Source organism: Paraburkholderia sp. RL17-373-BIF-A, from assembly GCF_046030175.1.
In the GTDB taxonomy this organism is placed as follows: domain Bacteria; phylum Pseudomonadota; class Gammaproteobacteria; order Burkholderiales; family Burkholderiaceae; genus Paraburkholderia.
The window spans coordinates 44,408-62,193 of record NZ_JARESO010000018.1 but is presented as its reverse complement, the minus strand read 5'-3'; the positions used below and the strand labels follow the sequence as shown (position 1 = coordinate 62,193).

Annotated in this window: 15 protein-coding genes; 12 read left to right on the top strand and 3 right to left on the bottom strand. The window is 65.1% G+C overall.

Annotated elements, in window-relative coordinates:
• Nucleotide 1 precedes the first annotated feature (1 nt).
• The 8 genes from P0D80_RS22510 (at nt 2) to P0D80_RS22475 (ending at nt 9,593) form a co-directional block, all read left to right on the top strand.
• Entirely contained in the window at nt 2–517 is a 516-nt protein-coding gene (locus tag P0D80_RS22510) for a cupin domain-containing protein (RefSeq protein WP_408179804.1), read from the top strand.
• A 17-nt stretch (nt 518–534) separates the two neighbouring features.
• The gene (locus P0D80_RS22505; protein WP_408286796.1) at nt 535–1,554 is read left to right on the top strand and encodes a HoxN/HupN/NixA family nickel/cobalt transporter; all 1,020 of its coding nucleotides are present in this window, start codon (nt 535–537) and stop codon (nt 1,552–1,554) included.
• Nucleotides 1,555–1,870: 316 nt separating this feature from the next.
• Nucleotides 1,871–3,535: an ABC transporter substrate-binding protein gene (locus tag P0D80_RS22500; protein ID WP_408286794.1), complete on the top strand. Its 1,665-nt coding sequence runs from the start codon at nt 1,871–1,873 to the stop codon at nt 3,533–3,535.
• A 27-nt stretch (nt 3,536–3,562) separates the two neighbouring features.
• A complete protein-coding gene (locus P0D80_RS22495) occupies nt 3,563–4,573 on the top strand; it encodes an ABC transporter permease (RefSeq protein WP_408248075.1) in 1,011 nt (336 codons plus the stop codon).
• Nucleotides 4,570–5,436 (top strand): ABC transporter permease, encoded by an 867-nt coding sequence (locus P0D80_RS22490; RefSeq protein WP_408286792.1) that lies wholly within the window; start codon nt 4,570–4,572, stop codon nt 5,434–5,436. The genes P0D80_RS22495 and P0D80_RS22490 overlap by 4 nt, the downstream gene beginning before the upstream one ends.
• On the top strand, nt 5,433–7,616 hold the full coding sequence (locus P0D80_RS22485) for an ABC transporter ATP-binding protein (protein WP_408286791.1): 2,184 nt from the start codon (nt 5,433–5,435) through the stop codon (nt 7,614–7,616). Before P0D80_RS22490 ends, P0D80_RS22485 begins: the two co-directional genes overlap by 4 nt.
• A 382-nt stretch (nt 7,617–7,998) precedes the next feature.
• Nucleotides 7,999–8,769, top strand: a complete 771-nt coding sequence (locus P0D80_RS22480) for a hypothetical protein (protein ID WP_408286789.1) — start codon at nt 7,999–8,001, stop codon at nt 8,767–8,769.
• Nucleotides 8,770–9,101: 332 nt separating this feature from the next.
• A complete protein-coding gene (locus tag P0D80_RS22475) occupies nt 9,102–9,593 on the top strand; it encodes a hypothetical protein (RefSeq protein WP_408286788.1) in 492 nt (163 codons plus the stop codon).
• A gap of 27 nt (nt 9,594–9,620) precedes the next feature.
• On the opposite strand, the gene P0D80_RS22470 is transcribed toward P0D80_RS22475, so the two are convergent.
• The gene (locus P0D80_RS22470) at nt 9,621–10,466 is read right to left on the bottom strand and encodes an aldo/keto reductase (RefSeq protein WP_408286787.1); all 846 of its coding nucleotides are present in this window, start codon (nt 10,464–10,466) and stop codon (nt 9,621–9,623) included.
• A gap of 190 nt (nt 10,467–10,656) precedes the next feature.
• Between P0D80_RS22470 and P0D80_RS22465 the strand changes: the two genes are divergently transcribed.
• The gene (locus tag P0D80_RS22465) at nt 10,657–11,403 is read left to right on the top strand and encodes a GntR family transcriptional regulator (protein ID WP_012434145.1); all 747 of its coding nucleotides are present in this window, start codon (nt 10,657–10,659) and stop codon (nt 11,401–11,403) included.
• A gap of 88 nt (nt 11,404–11,491) precedes the next feature.
• Here P0D80_RS22465 and P0D80_RS22460 read toward each other — a convergent pair whose 3' ends face one another.
• The gene (locus P0D80_RS22460; protein ID WP_408286785.1) at nt 11,492–12,883 is read right to left on the bottom strand and encodes a CoA transferase; all 1,392 of its coding nucleotides are present in this window, start codon (nt 12,881–12,883) and stop codon (nt 11,492–11,494) included.
• 125 nt (nt 12,884–13,008) lie between these two features.
• Between P0D80_RS22460 and P0D80_RS22455 the strand changes: the two genes are divergently transcribed.
• Nucleotides 13,009–14,250, top strand: coding sequence for a citrate/2-methylcitrate synthase (locus tag P0D80_RS22455; protein WP_408286784.1), 1,242 nt, complete (start codon nt 13,009–13,011; stop codon nt 14,248–14,250).
• A gap of 36 nt (nt 14,251–14,286) precedes the next feature.
• On the opposite strand, the gene P0D80_RS22450 is transcribed toward P0D80_RS22455, so the two are convergent.
• Nucleotides 14,287–14,592 carry a DUF2917 domain-containing protein gene (locus P0D80_RS22450; protein ID WP_408286782.1) on the bottom strand — a complete coding sequence of 102 codons (306 nt, stop codon included), beginning with the start codon at nt 14,590–14,592 and terminating at the stop codon, nt 14,287–14,289.
• A gap of 190 nt (nt 14,593–14,782) precedes the next feature.
• On the opposite strand from P0D80_RS22450, the gene P0D80_RS22445 reads away from it, so the two are divergent.
• Together P0D80_RS22445 and mdtD are read left to right on the top strand one after the other, a co-directional pair.
• Complete coding sequence (locus P0D80_RS22445) at nt 14,783–16,201, top strand: aminotransferase-like domain-containing protein (protein WP_408286780.1); 1,419 nt, start codon at nt 14,783–14,785, stop codon at nt 16,199–16,201.
• A gap of 78 nt (nt 16,202–16,279) precedes the next feature.
• Nucleotides 16,280–17,737 carry a multidrug transporter subunit MdtD gene (mdtD, locus tag P0D80_RS22440; RefSeq protein WP_132373367.1) on the top strand — a complete coding sequence of 486 codons (1,458 nt, stop codon included), beginning with the start codon at nt 16,280–16,282 and terminating at the stop codon, nt 17,735–17,737.
• Nucleotides 17,738–17,786 lie beyond the last annotated feature (49 nt).

Genomic DNA, 17,786 nt, shown 5'->3' with positions numbered 1-17,786 from the left:
CATGAGCCAGGATCACGAACACCCGCATTACAAAGACGTGCCGCCGGCTGCGCCGGTCGATTGGCGCGAGCACGGCGTGAAGGTCATCAAAGGCGATCAGCTCGATAGCAACACCGCGCAGACGCCGGGCATGAATCGCGCGGCCGCGATCAACGCGGCACGTGTCGGCGCGCAGAAGATCTGGGCCGGCACCGTGACGATCCATCCGAATGCGAAAACCGGCGCGCATCATCATGGCGCGCTCGAAAGCGTGATCTACGTGGTACGCGGGCAGGCGCGCATGCGCTGGGGCGAGCATCTGGAGTTCACCGCCGAAGCCGGCCCCGGCGACTTCATCTTCGTACCGCCGTATGTTCCGCATCAGGAGATCAATGCAAGCACCGACGACCCGCTCGAATGCGTGCTGGTACGCAGCGACAACGAAGCGGTGGTGGTCAATCTGAACATCGACGCCGTGGAACAGCCCGAGACGGTGTTCTGGGTCGATCCGATTCACAAGCATCCGCACGATCACTAACTCTTGCCACGCGACTCATGACGCCGACCGCTTCCCTGCGCCCACGCCTCTTCACGCTGTACGCCGTGCTGATCGCCGCCAATCTCGGCGCATGGGCGTGGGCCCTGATCGCGTTTCGCCACTATCCGCTGCTGCTCGGCACCGCGCTGCTCGCCTATGGCTTCGGCCTGCGTCACGCGGTCGACGCGGATCACATCGCGGCGATCGACGCCGTCACGCGCAAGCTCATGCAAACCGGCAAGCGTCCGCTCGGCGTCGGGCTATCGTTTTCGCTAGGGCATTCGACGATCGTGATTCTGGCGACGATCGGCATCGCGTGGACCGCGCATTCGCTGCACGGCCGTTTCGAGACCTTCAAGGCGCTGGGCGGCACGATCGGCACGTTGGTGTCGGCGAGCTTTCTGCTGGTGCTCGCCGCCGTCAACCTCGTGATTCTGCGCGACGTGTGGCGCCGTTACCGGCACGTCCAACGCAGCGGCGAATTGCCTGCGCAAACGCCGGACTCGATTGCGCCGGCCGGTCTGCTGTCGCGCGCGCTGCGGCCGCTCTTCAGGCTCGTGACGAAAAGCTGGCACATGTACCCCGTCGGCGTGCTGTTCGGCCTCGGCTTCGATACCGCGACCGAGATCGGCCTGCTGGCGATCGCCGCATCGGAAGCCGGCAAAGGTCTGCCGCTTTATTCGATTCTCGTGTTCCCCGCGCTCTTCACAGCCGGCATGACGCTGGTCGATTCGACCGACAACGTATTGATGGTCCACGCCTACGGCTGGGCCATGGACGACCCGAAACGCAAGCTCTACTACAACGCGAGCATCACCTTCGTCTCGGCGGTGGTGGCAATTGTGATCGGCGGCGTCGAGGCGCTGGGCCTGCTGTCGGACAAGCTCGGTCTGAACGGCGGCGTGTGGGATGCGGTGGCCAGCATGAACGAGCGCTTCGGTGTGCTGGGTTACGGCATCGTCGCGATGTTCATGGCGTGCTGGATCGGCTCGGTGCTGTTCCATCGCTGGCGGCGCCCAGGTGCGGTCGCGCGGTAAATCCAACACCGGCCGCGCGACACGATCGGTAAGCTTTCCATTCGCGGCATTAGCCGTTGCGCTGCTGCGGCGGTCGGCGTACCGGGCATGCCTCGCGCCGCGGCCATACAGAGCGTTGTGGTGACGATACACACCAGCCCTTTTAGCCCCCAATCGGGACCCCGGCAGCGCCGCAGGCGCTCCGAATCCACGGGCAATCGCTTACACTGAACCCGCTTCGCCTCGTCACTTTCGTCATTGCAATACCGTCGCCCTGTCGCGCGCATCTGGCGCGGCCCTTCAGAACCGGCAACAGAACGGACTGGACACTCCATCGATGAAGACTCCCGCGGACCGATTTCTCGCACTCGACGCAGCCCGCCTCACCGCCGACGCCTACGGCAACCACGCCATCGACGAATTTCTCGCCGGCCGCATCACGCGCCGCGATCTGCTGCGCTATGCCAGCGTGATCGGTTTGTCGCTGGTGGGCGGCGGCGTGCTGAATGCGCCGCGAGCCCGCGCGCAAGGCACCGCTGGCGCGTCGAATCAGACGATCCGCGTGGCTCACCTGACGCCTGCGGGCGCGGTCGATCCGCTCACGGTGACGGACGCCGCGAGTCTTGCGCTGCTGAATCAGACCGGCGAATTCCTGATCGACGACGACGGCGAAAAACTCGTGCTGAAGCCGGCGCTCGCCCTGTCATGGAAGCCGAACGACAAGGGCGACGTGTGGACCTTCAAGCTGCGTCCGAACGTCAAGTTCCACGACGGCCAACCGTTCACCGCCAAAGACGTGGCCGCCACGTTCGACCGCCTCGCCGATCCGGCCAGCGGCTCGGCCGCGCTGTCCGTACTCAAGGGCGTGCTGTCGAAAGGCGGCGCGAAAGTGGTGGACGACCACACGATCGCGTTTCATCTGGATGCGCCGAACGGCAACTTCCCCTATTACGTTTCCTCGGACAATTACAACGCCGTGATCCTGCCCGCGAACTATGCGGGCGGTTATGAAAAGAGCTTCATCGGCACAGGTCCGTTCAAGCTCGAAAAGTATCAGGCGAAAGTGGGCGCATCGTTCGTGCGTAATCCCGACTACTGGGGCGACAAAGCGCTACCACAACGCGTACAGTTCTCCTTCTACGCCGACGAACAGGCGCAGTTACTCGCGCTGCAAGGCCATCAGGCGGATGTGATGGGCACCTTCACCGTGCAGGGCGGCGCCGGCATTCTGAACAATCCGGATTACAAGGCCGTGGGTGTGAAGTCGAGCGCGCATCGGCAGATTCACATGCGCAACGACAATCCGTTGTTCAAGGACAAGCGTGTGCGCCAGGCGCTGGCGTTGTCGCTCGATCGCGACGTGCTGGTGCGCGGCCTTTTCAAAGGGCGCGCGCAACTCGGCAACGACAGTCCGTTCGCTCCCGTGTTTCCGTCGTCGGATGCGGGCGTGCCGCAACGCAAGATCGACGTCGCGAAGGCCAAGCAACTGCTTGCGCAAGCGGGCGTGCCGAACGGCTTCGACGTGACGCTGACCACCGAAAAATACATGGAGATTCCCGATCTCGCGGTGGTCGTGCAGAACGCGGCGAAGGCCATCGGCGTGCGCATCAATCTGAAGGTGGAGAGCCAGTCGCTCTATTACGGCGCGGGCACGCCGGGCAAATCGGATTGGCTGGACTCGCCGCTCGGCATCACCGACTACGGTCATCGCGGCGTGCCGAACGTGTTCCTGAATGCGCCGCTCACCAGCACCGGCACGTGGAACGCCGCGCACTTCAAAAATCCGCAATACGATCAACTGGTCGCGCAATTCGTCGCCGCCATTGATCTCGGCTCGCAGAAGACAATCTCCGGGCAAATCCAGACGCTGCTGCTCGACGAGACGCCTATCATCATTCCGTTCTTCTACGATCAACTGATCGCCATGCGCAAGGGTGTGAACGGCGTGCGCTTCACCGCGCTCGCGCAACTCTATTTCGACCGCGCGGTGTTGAGCGCGTAAGCGCAGGCGTTTCGGCAGGAGAGCACGATGTCGACCACGGTGACCCCTTCCGCTCCCTCTGCGCCGAACGGCAATGCGGGCCGCGTCGTGCGGTTTCTGGCGACGCGCGTCGGCTTGTCGCTGATCACGCTGTGGCTGCTCTCGGTGATCGTGTTCGCGGGCGGGCAGCTTCTGCCCGGCGATATCGGCCGCGCGGTCCTCGGGCCGCTCGCCGATGCGCGCGCGGTCGCCGCGCTCAATCATCAACTCGGCGCGGACCGGCCGCTCATGACGCAATACGTCGAGTGGATTTCGCATTTCGTGCGCGGCGATATGGGGCTGTCTTATGCGTATCGCGAGCCGGTCGGGCCGTTTATCGCCGAGGCGCTCGCGCATTCCGCCAAGCTCGGCTTGCTGGCGTTCATCGTGGTCGTGCCGCTCGGCATTGCGGGCGGCGTGTGGTCGGCCATGCACGCGGGACGCTGGCTCGATCGCACGATCAGCATTGCCGGATTGTCGGCGACGGTGGTGCCGGAATTCGTTTCGTCAATCGTGCTGATTCTGGTGTTCGGCGTGTGGCTGCGCTGGCTGCCGATCGAAGCGTCGTATCCGCCCGAAGCGAGCGCACTCGAACAGTTGCGCCATCTGGTGCTGCCGGTGCTGCCGCTCGTGCTGGTGTTCTTCGGCTATATCGCGAGAATGGCGCGCGCCGGCACCGTCGAAGCGCTCGATGCGGACTACACGCGCACCGCGATTCTCAAAGGCCTGCCGCGCCATATCGTGATCTGGCGGCACGTGTTGCGCAATGCGTTGCTGCCCACCATCACGGTCGCCGCCACGCAACTCGGTTATATGATCGGCGGCCTCGTGGTGGTCGAGACGCTGTTCCACTATCAGGGCATCGGCTCGCTGATCTACAACGCCGCCAAAGCCAAGGACTTTCCGATGCTCGAGGCGGGCGTGCTCACGATCGGCGTGGTCTACACGGTCGCTAACCTCGTTGCCGACGCGCTGCATGTCCTACTCAATCCGCGGCTGCGGGTGAGGAGCGCCGAATGAGCACTATCGTTCCGCCGACTCCGCGTGTCGCTGCCGAGCCGCGCTTCGACCAGTTGCGCGTGCTGCTGCGCTCGCCCACTTTCGTGGTCGGCGTGGTGATCGTCACGTGGTGGATCGTCTGTGCCATTGCCGGGCAGTGGATCGTACGCATCGATCCGTACGCGTCCGATCCACTCAACTCGCTAACGCCGCCCGACAGCACGCATTGGTTCGGCACCGACCAACTCGGACGCGACGTGTTCTCGCGCGTGATCGTCGGCGCGCGCGACATTCTCACCATCGCGCCGCTCGCGACTTTGCTCGGCACGGTAGCGGGTACCGCTTTGGGCTTGATCGTCGGCTACTTCGAAGGCTGGGTCGACAACGTGGTCGGACGCGCGATCGACGCCGTGCTCGCGCTGCCGCTCGTGATCGTCGCGCTGCTCGCGCTGGCCGCGGTCGGCGCGTCGAACTTCACCGTCATCCTCGTGATCGGCATCACGTTCACACCCATCACCGCGCGCACCGTGCGCGCCGCCGTATTCGCCGAACGGCATCTCGACTACGTTGCCGCGGCGCAGCTGCGCGGCGAACGCGCGCCCTACATCATGTTCGCCGAGATTCTGCCGAACGTGCTGCCGCCCATCATCGTCGAAGCGACGGTGCGGCTCGGTTACGCGATCTTCGCGGTCGCCACGCTATCGTTTCTCGGCTTCGGCATTCAGCCGCCGTCGGCCGACTGGGGTCTCGCGCTGTCCGAGTCGTACACGCTGATGGCGGGCGGCGCGTGGTGGACCGTCGTATTCGCGGCCGGCGCGATTGCCAGCCTGGTGGTCGGCGTGAATCTGATCGCCGACAGCGTGCAAGGCGTGCTCGACCAATGAACGGCCCGCCGCCCTCCTCGTTCCCCGCCTTCGACGTCTCGAAGAGCGACCGCACGGACGCGCTGACCGTCGTCGGTCTGACGGTCACGTACCGTATGCGCGGACGCGATCGCGAAGTGCTGCAGGACATTTCGTTTCGCGTGCGGCGCGGCGAAGCGTACGGCCTCGTTGGCGAGTCCGGCTGCGGCAAGTCGACCGTCGCGATGGCTGCGCTGCGCTATCTGCCGCGTAACGGCAAAGTGAAGGCCGGCAAGATCATCATCGCCGGCGAGGACGTGCAGAAGCTCAACGCCGACGCGTTGCGCAACATGCGCGCAAATGCGATCTCGATGGTCTATCAGGATCCGGGGCGCGCGCTGAATCCGTCGCTGACGATCGCTCGCCAGGTCTCCGAGGCGTTCGAAGCCGCCGGTGTCGCGCGCGATGAAGCGTTGCGGCGCACACATGAGATGCTGCAGCGCGTGCGCATCGCATCGCCCGAGCGGGTGATGGAGAGTTATCCGCATCAACTGTCGGGCGGCATGCAACAGCGCGTGGTGATCGCGATGGCGCTCGCTTCGAACCCCGCGCTGCTGATTCTCGACGAACCGACCACCGGCCTCGACGCTACCGTCGAAGCGGAAGTGCTCGACCTCGTCGCGCAGTTGCGCAAGGAACTCGGCACGGCGGTGCTGTTCATCAGCCACAACCTCGCGGTGATCGGGCGGATGTGCGAACGCGTCGGCGTGCTTTACGCGGGCAAACTGGTCGAGGAAGGCGCGACGCAAGATGTCTTCGCGCGGCCGCGTCATCCCTATACGGTCGGACTGTTGCGCTGTTTGCCCACGGCCGGGCGCAGCAAAGACAGCGAGCGGCTCGACACGATTGCAGGCAGTCTGCCGTTGCCGGGTTCGGTCACGCAGGGCTGCATCTACGCGGACCGTTGCCGCCTCGCCGACGACCGCTGCCGCCGTGAAGCGCCGCCGCCGTATCGCGTGAGCGCCGCGCGCGGCGATCAGATGTCGCGCTGCCATTACCACGAACGCGCGATCGAATTGCCCCGTGCGAGCGCGGAAGCGTTGCCCGAACGCAATGGCGCGTCGATCGACGGCAAGCCGCCTGCTCTCGTGCTGCGCGCAGAAAAACTCTCGAAGACATTTCACGTGTCCGGTGCCCCGCTACGCGCGGTCGACAATGTCTCAATCGATCTCGCTAGCGGCGAGACGCTCGGGCTTGTCGGCGAATCGGGCAGCGGCAAGACGACGCTCGCCAAACTGATGCTCGGCCTGCTCACGCCGGATGCCGGCAGCGTGCTCGAACTCGACGGCGCCCCGCTCGCCGCGCGCGTCACGCGGCGCAACAACGATCAGGTCAAGTCCCTGCAGATCGTCTTTCAGAATCCGGACTCGGCGCTCAATCGGGCGCATTCGGTGAAGCGGCTGATCGGCCGTGCGCTGTCGCGCCTCACCGCGCTGCGTGGGCCGGCAATCGACGAACGGCTCGCCACATTGACGGCCGCCGTGCGGTTGCCGGAGCGCTATCTCGGCTCGCGCACGCGGCAACTGTCCGGCGGGCTCAAACAGCGTGTGGCGATTGCCCGCGCGTTCGCCGGCGAGCCGCGCGTGGTGGTCTGCGACGAACCGACTTCGGCGCTCGACGTCTCCGTGCAGGCCGCGATCCTGAACCTGCTCGCCGATCTGCAGCGCGAGCGGGGCGTCAGTTACGTTTTCATCTCGCACGACCTGCATGTGGTTCGCTATCTGTCGGATCGCATCGCGGTGCTGTATCTGGGCCGGCTGCTGGAAATCGGACCGGCTGCCGCCGTGTTCGAAGGACCGCATCATCCTTATACGGAAGCGTTGCTGTCCTCGGTGCCGACACTCGATGGTCACGGTGGCGCGACCCGCATCCGCCTGTCCGGCGATTTGCCGAGCGCGGCATCGCCGCCGTCCGGTTGCGTGTTCCACACGCGCTGCCCGCGCAAGCTCGGCGCGATCTGCGAACAGCAAGACCCGCCGTTCGCCGATGCGGGCGAAGGCAACGCCGCAACGCCGTCCGCGCATCGAATCCGCTGCCACATCCCCGTCGACGAATTGCGCGCGCTGCAAACCGCATCACGCGGTGAGGCTGGAAAAGTCACGGGCAAAGTCCCTGACAAAGGCTCGGAAAACGCGCCCGAGAACGCCGGCCGTAACGAATAACACGGCATAGCGCGGCATCGAGCCCTCGCGTTTCAACGCCGAAACGTTTTCCCGTGTTTTTTCAGCGTGCGCATCGCACATCCCTATCCCACGCCTGTTAGCTCAAGGCTTTCCGGCCAATGGCATGGATATCGCTATGTAGTGACCAGACATCGCGACGCAATGCATGGCGACGGGGGCAAAACGGTGAGCGGGCAAGCGTGCGGAAGCGCTTGTCCACACACCGGACTACGCAGCCGGGAAGATAACGATGAGTGTTTGACCGACATCGGCAAGACAATGCGGGGGACGACGAGGCCCGCGTACAGACAGGCCCGCCGATGCAGACTCGGCGCGAGAAATGGCGGCAACGAGGTGTCGTCGTTCCCTCGGGAGAGACGCGGTGAAAACCATAAGACTCAATCAGTACTACTGCGGGGTTATTCGGCGTGCGGCGATCGTAGCGGGTGTCGTTGCTCTGACGACTCAGGTCGCGTTTCCGGCCTCGACGGACGTGATCCCCAAATGGATGGTCCTCGCCGACGCGCCGCTGCCCGCCAGCGCCATGCAGGGCACAGCGCAACTCGCGCAGAACGACGGTGTAGCGCCGGGAGATTTGGCGACCGGCGCAGCGGCCGGCGAGCCGACTGCTGCCGACGACGCCGCCCTGGTATTTCAACCGCACGACTGCAGCGGCGCCAACGTCAGTGGATGCGCGCCTCACGGCGGCGGCAGCGGGAGTAACGGCGCGGCGAGTTCGGGGAACGGTGGCGCCGGTTCGGGCAGCGGCAACTCCGGTGGAGGTGGAAGCGGCAAGGGGAGTGGCGGCGGGAGCGGGAATGGGGGTGGCGGTGGTGGGGGCAGCGGTGGTGGTAGCAATGGCGGCGCAAGCGGCGGTGGTGGCAACAGCGGTGGCGGAAGCGGCGGTGGCGGCAACAGCGGCGGTGCAAGCAGTGGCGGCGGAAGCGGCGGCTGCGGTTGCGGAGGCTCCAGCGGCGGCGCCGGCGCAGGTGGCGGTAAAGGTGGTGGCTTTGGCGGTGGTAAAGGTGGTGGTTTTGGCGGCGGCTTCGGTGGCGGTTTCGGCGGAGGCTTTGGCGGAGGCTTCGGCGGCGGTCACGGAGGCAAGGGTGGCGGCGGTAACGGTGGTGGCAATGGTGGAGGGAACGGGCACTAGCAATCGCCCGGTCTCTGGTTGGGGTGCCCCCCGCGCCCTAACGTCACCAATGTCACGTTCCGGTTTACCGTTCGCTGTCCGCCGGCATCGGCGGTGATGTCTCGATCCCCCGGTCGAGCGTCACCGCCCGAGGCCGGTTGGTTTGAGCGATCCACAGCGGGCCGATAACCCGCGGTGATGCAGATTCGGACCGCACACTCAAACCGCGCACGCCGAAGCGCTCACAGGCCGCTATAACTCGAACAATCGGCCGCCCGTGCGCGCGTAACCGGAACCAAACCGAAGCGATCGCCTCATATCAGATTCAACGTTCGATATGAGGGCACCACAACATGCAACGAAACGTCCCCCCCTCCGCGGCACGCGTGGTCACCAGCTTGTTGATGGCTGCCGCGCTCAGCGTCGCATCGCTCGCTCATGCGCAAACGGCAGCGCAAACACCAACGCAAACAGCGCCAGCGGCTCAGCCGCTCTCACCGACATTGTCGCAAGCCGCACCGCCGGTCGATCCCACCTTCTCCGCGTATTCGCTCGCGCAGACCTGCAAGCGGAAGAACGACAACGTCGCGCAAGGCCAATGCGTCGGCGCGATTCGCGGCATCATCCACGGCTATCAGTACGGCGTGCTGTTCCTCAGTCAGCGCACTGCGTTGCCGGCCAATGAAACGCAGCGCGTGTCGCTGTGCCTACGCAATACGCAGGTGTCGTCGATCGTCGACGAATTCGTCGCGGACGCCGCCCAGGTCAATGAAGATTCGCTCAAGCACACCCCCGCGGAAGTCGCGGTGCTCGGCTCCGTGCACATGCACCACGGCTGCAATTGACGAGGCGCGCGCGGCGCCCCGCTACGCTTACAGCATTTCGAGCGGACGCTTGCCGCGCGGCGGCTTGAAATAAGCGTCGATAGCGGCCAATTCGTCCGCGCCGAGTTGCAATTGCGACGCGCGATGGTTGTCGCCCACGTGCTCGACGCGCGCCGCCTTCGGAATCGCGAACACGCCGGGCTGGCGCAGCACCCATGCGAGCGCCACCTGGAACGCCGAGACGCCACGCGCGTCGGCGATATCGTCGAGCGGCGAGCGCTTCGGCAGGCGCGCATGATCGACCGGACTGTACGCCATGCCCGGCATCTTGCGCGCGGCGAGCCACGGCAGCAGATCGAACTCCGGCCCGCGGCGCGCCACGTTGTAGAGAATCTGATTCGTTGCGCAGGCATCGCCGCCCGGCGTGGCGACGAGTTCTTCCATGTCCTCGGTGTCGAAATTACTAACACCCCAATGGCGGATCTTGCCGGCCCGGCGCAATGCCTCGAAGCCCTCGACCGTTTCCGCGAGCGGCACCGAGCCGCGCCAGTGCAGCAGATACAGATCGAGTTGATCGGTCTTCAAACGCTTGAGACTCTGCTCGCAGGCCGCAATCACGCCGCGCCGGCTGGCGTTGTGCGGATACACCTTGCTGACCAGAAACACCTTGTCGCGCAAGCCGGCGAGCGCGTCGCCCAGCAGCGATTCGGTCGCGCCGTCGCCGTACATTTCCGCCGTATCGATCAACGTCATGCCGAGTTCGATGCCGCAACGCAGCGCGTCGATTTCAGCGGCACGCCGCGCCGGCTTTTCGCCCATCTCCCAGGTGCCCTGACCCAGTTTCGGAATGTGTTCGCCGTCGGGCAGGCTCACGCTTGCGATGTCGCTCGTCATGCTGACTCCTCGAAGTGGCTCAATGGTCGGCAAAGCCGCTGCGCAGACGAATGCGCGCCGCATGCCACGAAAATCATAGCGACGAGTTTAGCGGTTCAATCGGCATTCGATCGGCCACCAGGCAAAAGCCCGCTATAACACAACGCGCCGATGTCATAGAATTGCCGCTTGCCCTTCTTGCGTGAGCTCCATGACCTCTGCCTCGGAAGACCGCTGGCGCGACCTGCGCCCGGACCCGGAAAACGACACGCCGCTATATCTGCAACTGGCTCGCAAACTCGGCGCCGCCATCCACGAGAACCGCTGGAACGCGGGCGAGGCACTGCCTTCGGAGCGTGTGCTCTCCGAGGCGCTCGGCGTATCGCGGATCACTTCGCGCAAGGCGATTGCCTTGCTGGTCGAGCAGGGTTTGATTCGGCGCACGCAGGGCGCGGGCAGTTTCATCACACCACGCTACGAAGATCCGCTATCGCGTCTGTCGAGCTTTAGCGAAATGCTGCGGCGACGAGGCTTTACGCCGAGTTCGAAGTGGCTCTCGCGCGAAATTTTGCCGGCTAATCGCGACGAAGTGATTCAGCTCGGCTTGTCGCCGGCAGCGGCGGTGACGCGGTTGCGGCGCCTGCGGATGGCCGACGGCATTGTGATGGCGGTTGAGAACTCCACCTTCCCCGCCGCGGTGATTCCCGATCCTCAAGCGATCGGCGATTCGCTGTACACGTATCTGGAGAATCGTGGACTGACGATTGTCCGCGCGTTGCAGCATTTCCGCGCGGTGAACGCGAGCGAGGAAATCGCGCAGCAGATGAGCATCGCGCCGAACGAGGCGCTGCTGTTGATCACGCGTGTGGGCTACACCGCCGATCAGCGGGCGATCGAATTGACCGACACGTACTGCCGCAATGATTACTACGACTTTGTCGCGGAGTTGAGGAAGTAGGTGGCCGGGTCTTTTGCGCTGTGTGCGGGGCATGCGCCGGTTGTGTATCGGCACGCGCCTCGCCACGGGCAGCGGTTACTTAAAGTCCTCACTCCCACTTAGCCTGATGCGCGCCCACTCGGGTCGGCGGCAGCGCGAAATACGCAGGCGTCTCGTCTAAAGCCTCAGCCGGCTGCACGCCCAGCACGCGTCCAAACTCCGACTCCACGGTAGCGAGGCAATCGCGCACATCCTCGAGCGTGACGTCAGGCGCTTTCCAGCCCTCCGGAATCTGCCCGAACGACTGCAGCCACCGGCCCGTTTGCGCGAGCGAGACGCGCACATGCCAGCTGCCGCCTTCTGTAGCCCGCCGCGCCAACGCTGCCATCGCGCCGAAAGCCGCCAGATAACCGGTCGCATGATCCAGCGCCTGACACGGCAAATGCTTGGGCTCGTTCCATCCCGCCGCCTGCCGCTCAGTAAAGGCAATCCCGCTCGCCGACTGCACCAGACTATCGAACCCGCGCCGTCGAGCCCACGGTCCCTCGTGCCCATACGCGGACACCGAAACATAGACGATCCCAGGCCGCACACGCGCCAACTCATCGGGACCGAAACCGCGCGCGGCCAGCGCGCCCGGGCGATATGCCTGCAGAAATACATCGGCGTCGGCAGCGAGACCGCGCAAAACCTCGCGCCCCGCCGCGTCGCGCAGATCGGCCAGAGCCGAACGCTTGCCACGCCCGTTGTCGATCACCAGCGGCGCGATGTTCGGCAGATGCGGCCCGTTGATCATCAACACGTCCGCGCCGTGCTGCGCGAGCGCCCGTCCGGCCACCGGCCCGGCGATGATGCGCGACAGGTCCAGCACGCGCACGCCCGCCAGCGGCCGATCCACACCACCCTCGCGTGGCGGCTCGGCCGGCGCATCGCCAATGCGCTCGATCTCGAAGAGCGGCAAGTCCGCAATCGCTTTCGCCTGATCGAGCGCGGCCCACTCGTCGGGCGTGCGAATCAACGCCGCGCAGAGGCCGGCGTCGGCGAGCGTCTGGTCGAGCCGCGCGCCGTCCCAATCGCGAATTGCGGCAGCCACGGCCGCAGGATCGTTCTCGCAGCCGAGCACCTGCAATACGCCTTGGAGATGATGCGCGAAGTTCGTGTGCAGTTGAATCCAGCGGCCGTCGCGCGTCTCGTAGAAACCCGTCACCGGATCGCGCAAGGCGGGCGGCGGTCCGTCGTCGACACGCAAATAGCGTTCGCTGCGAAACGACGCCAGCGCGCGCCGCATTTCCACCGTCACATGCTGCCTGCGTCCGGTGCGCAACCGCTGGTATTCGGCCGCCGCAAGGCCGGTCGCGGCGATGCTCGCCGAGGCCAGGCTGCCGACCCGGTAGACCGACGGCAAGCCCGGATCGGCGCCGGTCAGCGTCACGGAATGCAGCGCCGTCGGATCGCACCCGGCGAGCGTCCAGATATGTTTGAGAGCGAGTTCAGGTGTCATGTCGTCCCTAGCGAAGCAGGAAGAAGTGAACCGAGTCTAGAATTTCGCCCCGTCGCAATCAATCTTGATTATGATAATCAATATATATTGATTTCTTCGGTTTCCGCACTTTTCCATGCCGACCCATGCCGACTTCAAACTCCCTGACCTCCGCTGAAGCCGCCGCGACACTCGGCATCAGCCTGCCCACGCTCTACGCGTATGTGAGCCGCGGCATGCTGAGTTCGTCGCCGGATGCGCAGGGCAAGCATCGTCTCTACGACGCCGGCGAAGTGCGACGCCTCGCGCGCCGCAAGGAAGACGGCAAGCGCGCGGGCAAGGTCGCACAGAAGGTGTTGGACTGGGGCGTGCCGGTGCTCGAATCGTCCATCACGCTGGTCGCCGATGGGCGCCTGCTGTATCGCGGGCACGATGCGATTGAACTGGCGCAAAGCGCGTCGCTCGAGGACATCGCGGCGCTGCTGTGGGAATGCAGCACAAGGCGCATTACCGATGCGCCGGCCGTGCCGTTCGCCACCGCCCAGTGGGCCGCGTGGCTCAAGCTCTGGGGCGACAGCACGCCGCTCGATCGCGCGCTCGTGCTGTTGCCGGCCGCCGCGGCGCAAATGCCGCGGGTGTGGGCGCTCGGCCGCGATGCGCAACTCGATACGGCCTGCGCCGTCATGCGCCTGCTGGCCGCCGCGATGATCTCGGCGGCGCCGTCGAACGAACCGCTGCATCGGCAACTGGCTTTAGCGTGGCATGTGCGTAACCGCCAGCAGGCCGGCTTGCTGCGCGCGGCACTGGTGGCCTGCGCGGATCATGAATTGAATGCGTCGACCTTCACGGTGCGCTGCATCACGTCGACGGGGACGCACCTGTTCGGCGCGGTGGCGGGCGGTCTCGCCGCCTTGTCGGGACCGCGGCATGGCGGCGAAACGGTGCGCATCGCCGCGCTGCTCGAAGAAGCGTCGCGCGCGCCGGATCTCGACCGCTATCTGGCGAACCGTCTCGCCCGCGTCGAACACGGCGCGCATGGGCCAGTGCTGTCGGGCTTCGGTCACCAGCTTTATCCGGACGGCGACCCGAGGGCGCGGCTGTTGTTGGCCATGCTCGCCGACTGCGCGCCGGCGCGTTCGCCGTTGCCTGAAGTGCTGGGACTCGTGCGCACGGTGCGCGACACGACCGGCGCGGAGCCGACGGTGGACTTCGCGCTCGCCGCCATCGAGCGAGTGCTGGCGTTGCCGGCTGGCGCCGCCTTCACGCTGTTCGCAGTCGGCCGAGTGGTCGGCTGGATTGCGCACGCCATGGAACAGACGCGCGACGGCCGCCTGATCCGGCCGCGCGCGCGTTACATCGGGGAATATGAGGCTGCCGGGCCGGACTGAGGCGCCGCAAACCCGGCTGATTCGCTCGACGAATCGTCAGACCGCGCCGAGCCAGCGCGGCAGCCAGTTCAAGACCGGCGTACCCAGCATCGGCTTCGTTGCGGTGCGCTCGGAGCCGCTTGCCAGCGCAAAGCGCGCGCCGGTCTGCCCCGCGCTGATCCACGCCACTGCGCGACGCGGCAGTTCGATCGACTCGCCGGTAGCGAGCCAGTGATCCTCGCTGTCGCCTGCGATAGTCAGCCAGATCTCACCCGAGATCACCTTGAAGATCGACGGACGCGCGACACGCCAGGCCGTCGCGGGCTCGCCATGTTCCAATTCGAAAATCCGGACTTCACGCATCGCTCTCTCCTTCAAAGAACTTTTCTGTTGTACCGATTATTGACGTGCGATGATCAGATACCCATGCACAGTTCCGAACACTTCCGTCAGAACTGTTCAGTCGAAAAACCGGACAGTTGGCGCGGGCAGCGTGTTTTTTAGCGCCGAGTTCGAGCGCATCCGGCCTGCGGTTCGGTGAAGGAAGATCCTCATGAAACTCGAAATCCAGCTCGATCGAGACAATGGCGTGCCGCTGACCGAGCAGATCGTCACCGGCGTCACGACGTGGATCCGCTCGCGCATCGCGCACCCCGGTTCAAAGCTACCGTCGATTCGCCAGTTCGCCGCCGACTACGGCGTGAGCCGCTTTCCGGTGATCGAGGCTTACGACCGGCTGGTGTCGCTGGGCTATGTCGACTCGCGCCACGGCTCCGGCTTCTATGTCGCCGACCGCCAGCCGGCGGGCACGCACTGCCAGGGCTCCTCGGATCCCCGCCGCGCCGAGGACGAGTCGGACCATCTCCTGCAGCAGTTCAACCATCCGGGCGAAACGCTCAAGCTCGGTAGCGGCTTCATCCCTGAAGCGTGGCGCGACACGGACAGCATCGCGCAGGCAATCCGCCACGTGTCGCGCACCGATCTCGCGAGCATGGTCGATTACGCCACCCCGCTCGGCAACCTGACGTTGCGCGAGCATCTGCAAAGCCGCATCGGCCAGTTGGGAATTCAGGCTGACACGTCGCAGATCCTCATCACCAACGGCGCAAGCCAGGCGCTCGATCTGTTGATGCGCTACATGCTCAAGGCAGGCGACACGATCTTTGTCGAAGACCCCGGTTACTACAATCTCCACGGTCTGCTGAAGCTGCACGGCGTGAAACTGGTCGGCATTCCGCGCACACGCAACGGTCCCGATCTGGATGTGATGCAGGAGCAGTTGAAGTCGTATCGGCCCAAGCTGCTGTTCATCAACACCGTGTTCCACAATCCGACGGGCACCAATGTGGCGCCGCCGGTTGCCTTCCGGCTGCTGCAGTTGGCGCGTGAGCACGGCTTCTCGATCATCGAAGACGATATCTACGCCGACTTCCAGACCGACCTCACCGATCGGCTCGCCACGCTCGACCAGCTCGAACATGTGATCTATGTGGGCGGACTGTCGAAGACGCTGTCGTCGTCGCTGCGGATCGGCTGTGTGGTCGCGAGCCACGCGATCATCAAGGATCTGGTCGACATCAAGATGCTGACGAGCATCGGCGGCTCGCGTTTTGCCGAAGCCGTCGCCGTGGCGATGCTGGAGCGCGGCGCGTATCGCAAGTATCTGGAGCGGCTGCGTCGGCGTATGCGCGATGCGCTCGGCTCGACCATTCAGACGCTCGAAGACGCGGGTTGGGAAATTTTCGACAAGCCCGTGGGCGGGAAATTCGTGTGGGCTCGCGTGCCGCATGTCGCCAATGCGGAACGGCTGGTGGAATGCGGCGTGCCGCTGGGGGTGACCGTCGTGCCGGGCAATCACTTCCGGCCGAATATGGAAGTGAGCCCGTGGACCAGGATTCACATCGCATTCGGTAATGACCCGCGTGCGCAGGCGTTCTTTCGCGCCGCCGCGGCGTTGCCGGCGTCGGAGTGAGTTCTGAATGAGCGCCGGCCCGCGCTTTTCCCTAGAATAGCGAGTCCCAGCCCGTCCCTGCGCGCCTAGCCGCCCTCCATGTCCACGCCGACTCCGCCCGCCACCACGCCCGGTACGTCCAGTACACCTTCGCCCCGCTCGCTCACCGTGATGCTGTGGGTCGTCGCCACCGGCTTCTTCATGCAGACCCTCGACTCGACCATCGTCAACACCGCGCTCCCCGCGATGGCGACGAGCCTCGGCGAGTTGCCGCTGCGCATGCAATCGGTGGTGATCGCCTATTCACTGACGATGGCCGTGATGATCCCGGTGTCCGGCTGGCTCGCCGACAAGCTCGGCACGCGACGCGTGTTCTTCAGCGCGATCCTCGTGTTCGCAGTCGCCTCGTTACTATGCGCGAACGCGCATACCCTGAATCAGCTCGTGGCCTTCCGCATCATGCAGGGCGTGGGCGGGGCGATGCTGCTGCCGGTCGGGCGGCTCGCCGTGTTGCGCACCTTTCCTGCCGAACGCTATTTGCCGGCGCTCTCGTTCGTGGCGATCCCGGGTCTCATCGGCCCGCTGATCGGCCCCACGCTCGGCGGCTGGCTCGTGAAGATCGCCTCGTGGCACTGGATCTTTCTGATCAACGTGCCGGTGGGAATCGTCGGTTGCATCGCCACGTTCATCTACATGCCGGATAGCCGGAATGAACACGTCGGCAAGTTCGACATGAAAGGCTACCTGCTGCTGATCGTCGGCATGGTGGCGATTTCGTTCGCGCTCGACGGCCGCACCGAATTCGGCATTCAGCACGCCACGGTGCTGGTGCTGCTGATCCTCAGCCTCGCCTGCTTTGTCGCCTACGGCTTGCACGCCGTGCGCGAGCCCACGCCGATTTTCTCGCTCGATCTCTTCAAGATCCACACCTTCAGCGTCGGCCTGCTCGGCAATCTGTTCGCGCGGATCGGCAGCGGCGCGATGCCCTATCTGATCCCTCTGCTATTGCAGGTGAGCCTCGGCTATAGCGCGTTTGAAGCCGGCATGATGATGCTGCCGGTGGCGGCTGCGGGCATGGCGTCCAAACGCCTGGTGACGAGCCTGATCATCAAGCACAGCTATCGGCGCGTGTTGATCATCAACACGGTGCTGGTCGGCTTGACCATGGCAAGCTTCGCGCTCACTACCGCGAACCAGCCGCTGTGGCTGCGGCTCGTGCAACTGGCGTTCTTCGGCGGCGTCAACTCGATCCAGTTCACCGCGATGAACACGTTGACGCTCAAGGACCTGGGCACCGGCGGCGCGAGCAGCGGCAACAGCCTGTTTTCGCTGGTCCAGATGCTTTCGATGAGTCTCGGCGTGACGGTGGCCGGCGCCCTGCTCGCGACCTTCACCGGCCTGCTGCCGCGCGTGACGGCCGCCAATTCGCTGCCCGCGTTCCACGCGACGTTCCTGTGTGTCGGCATCATCACGGCAGGCTCGTCGTGGATCTTTGCGCAACTGTCGCCGGACATCCGCACGCCCGCGAAAAAGACCGATCCTTCCGAACGGACCTGATGCGGGTCTACCCGGCTGCGCGCCCGCCACCGACCCGCAACGGGGCGCG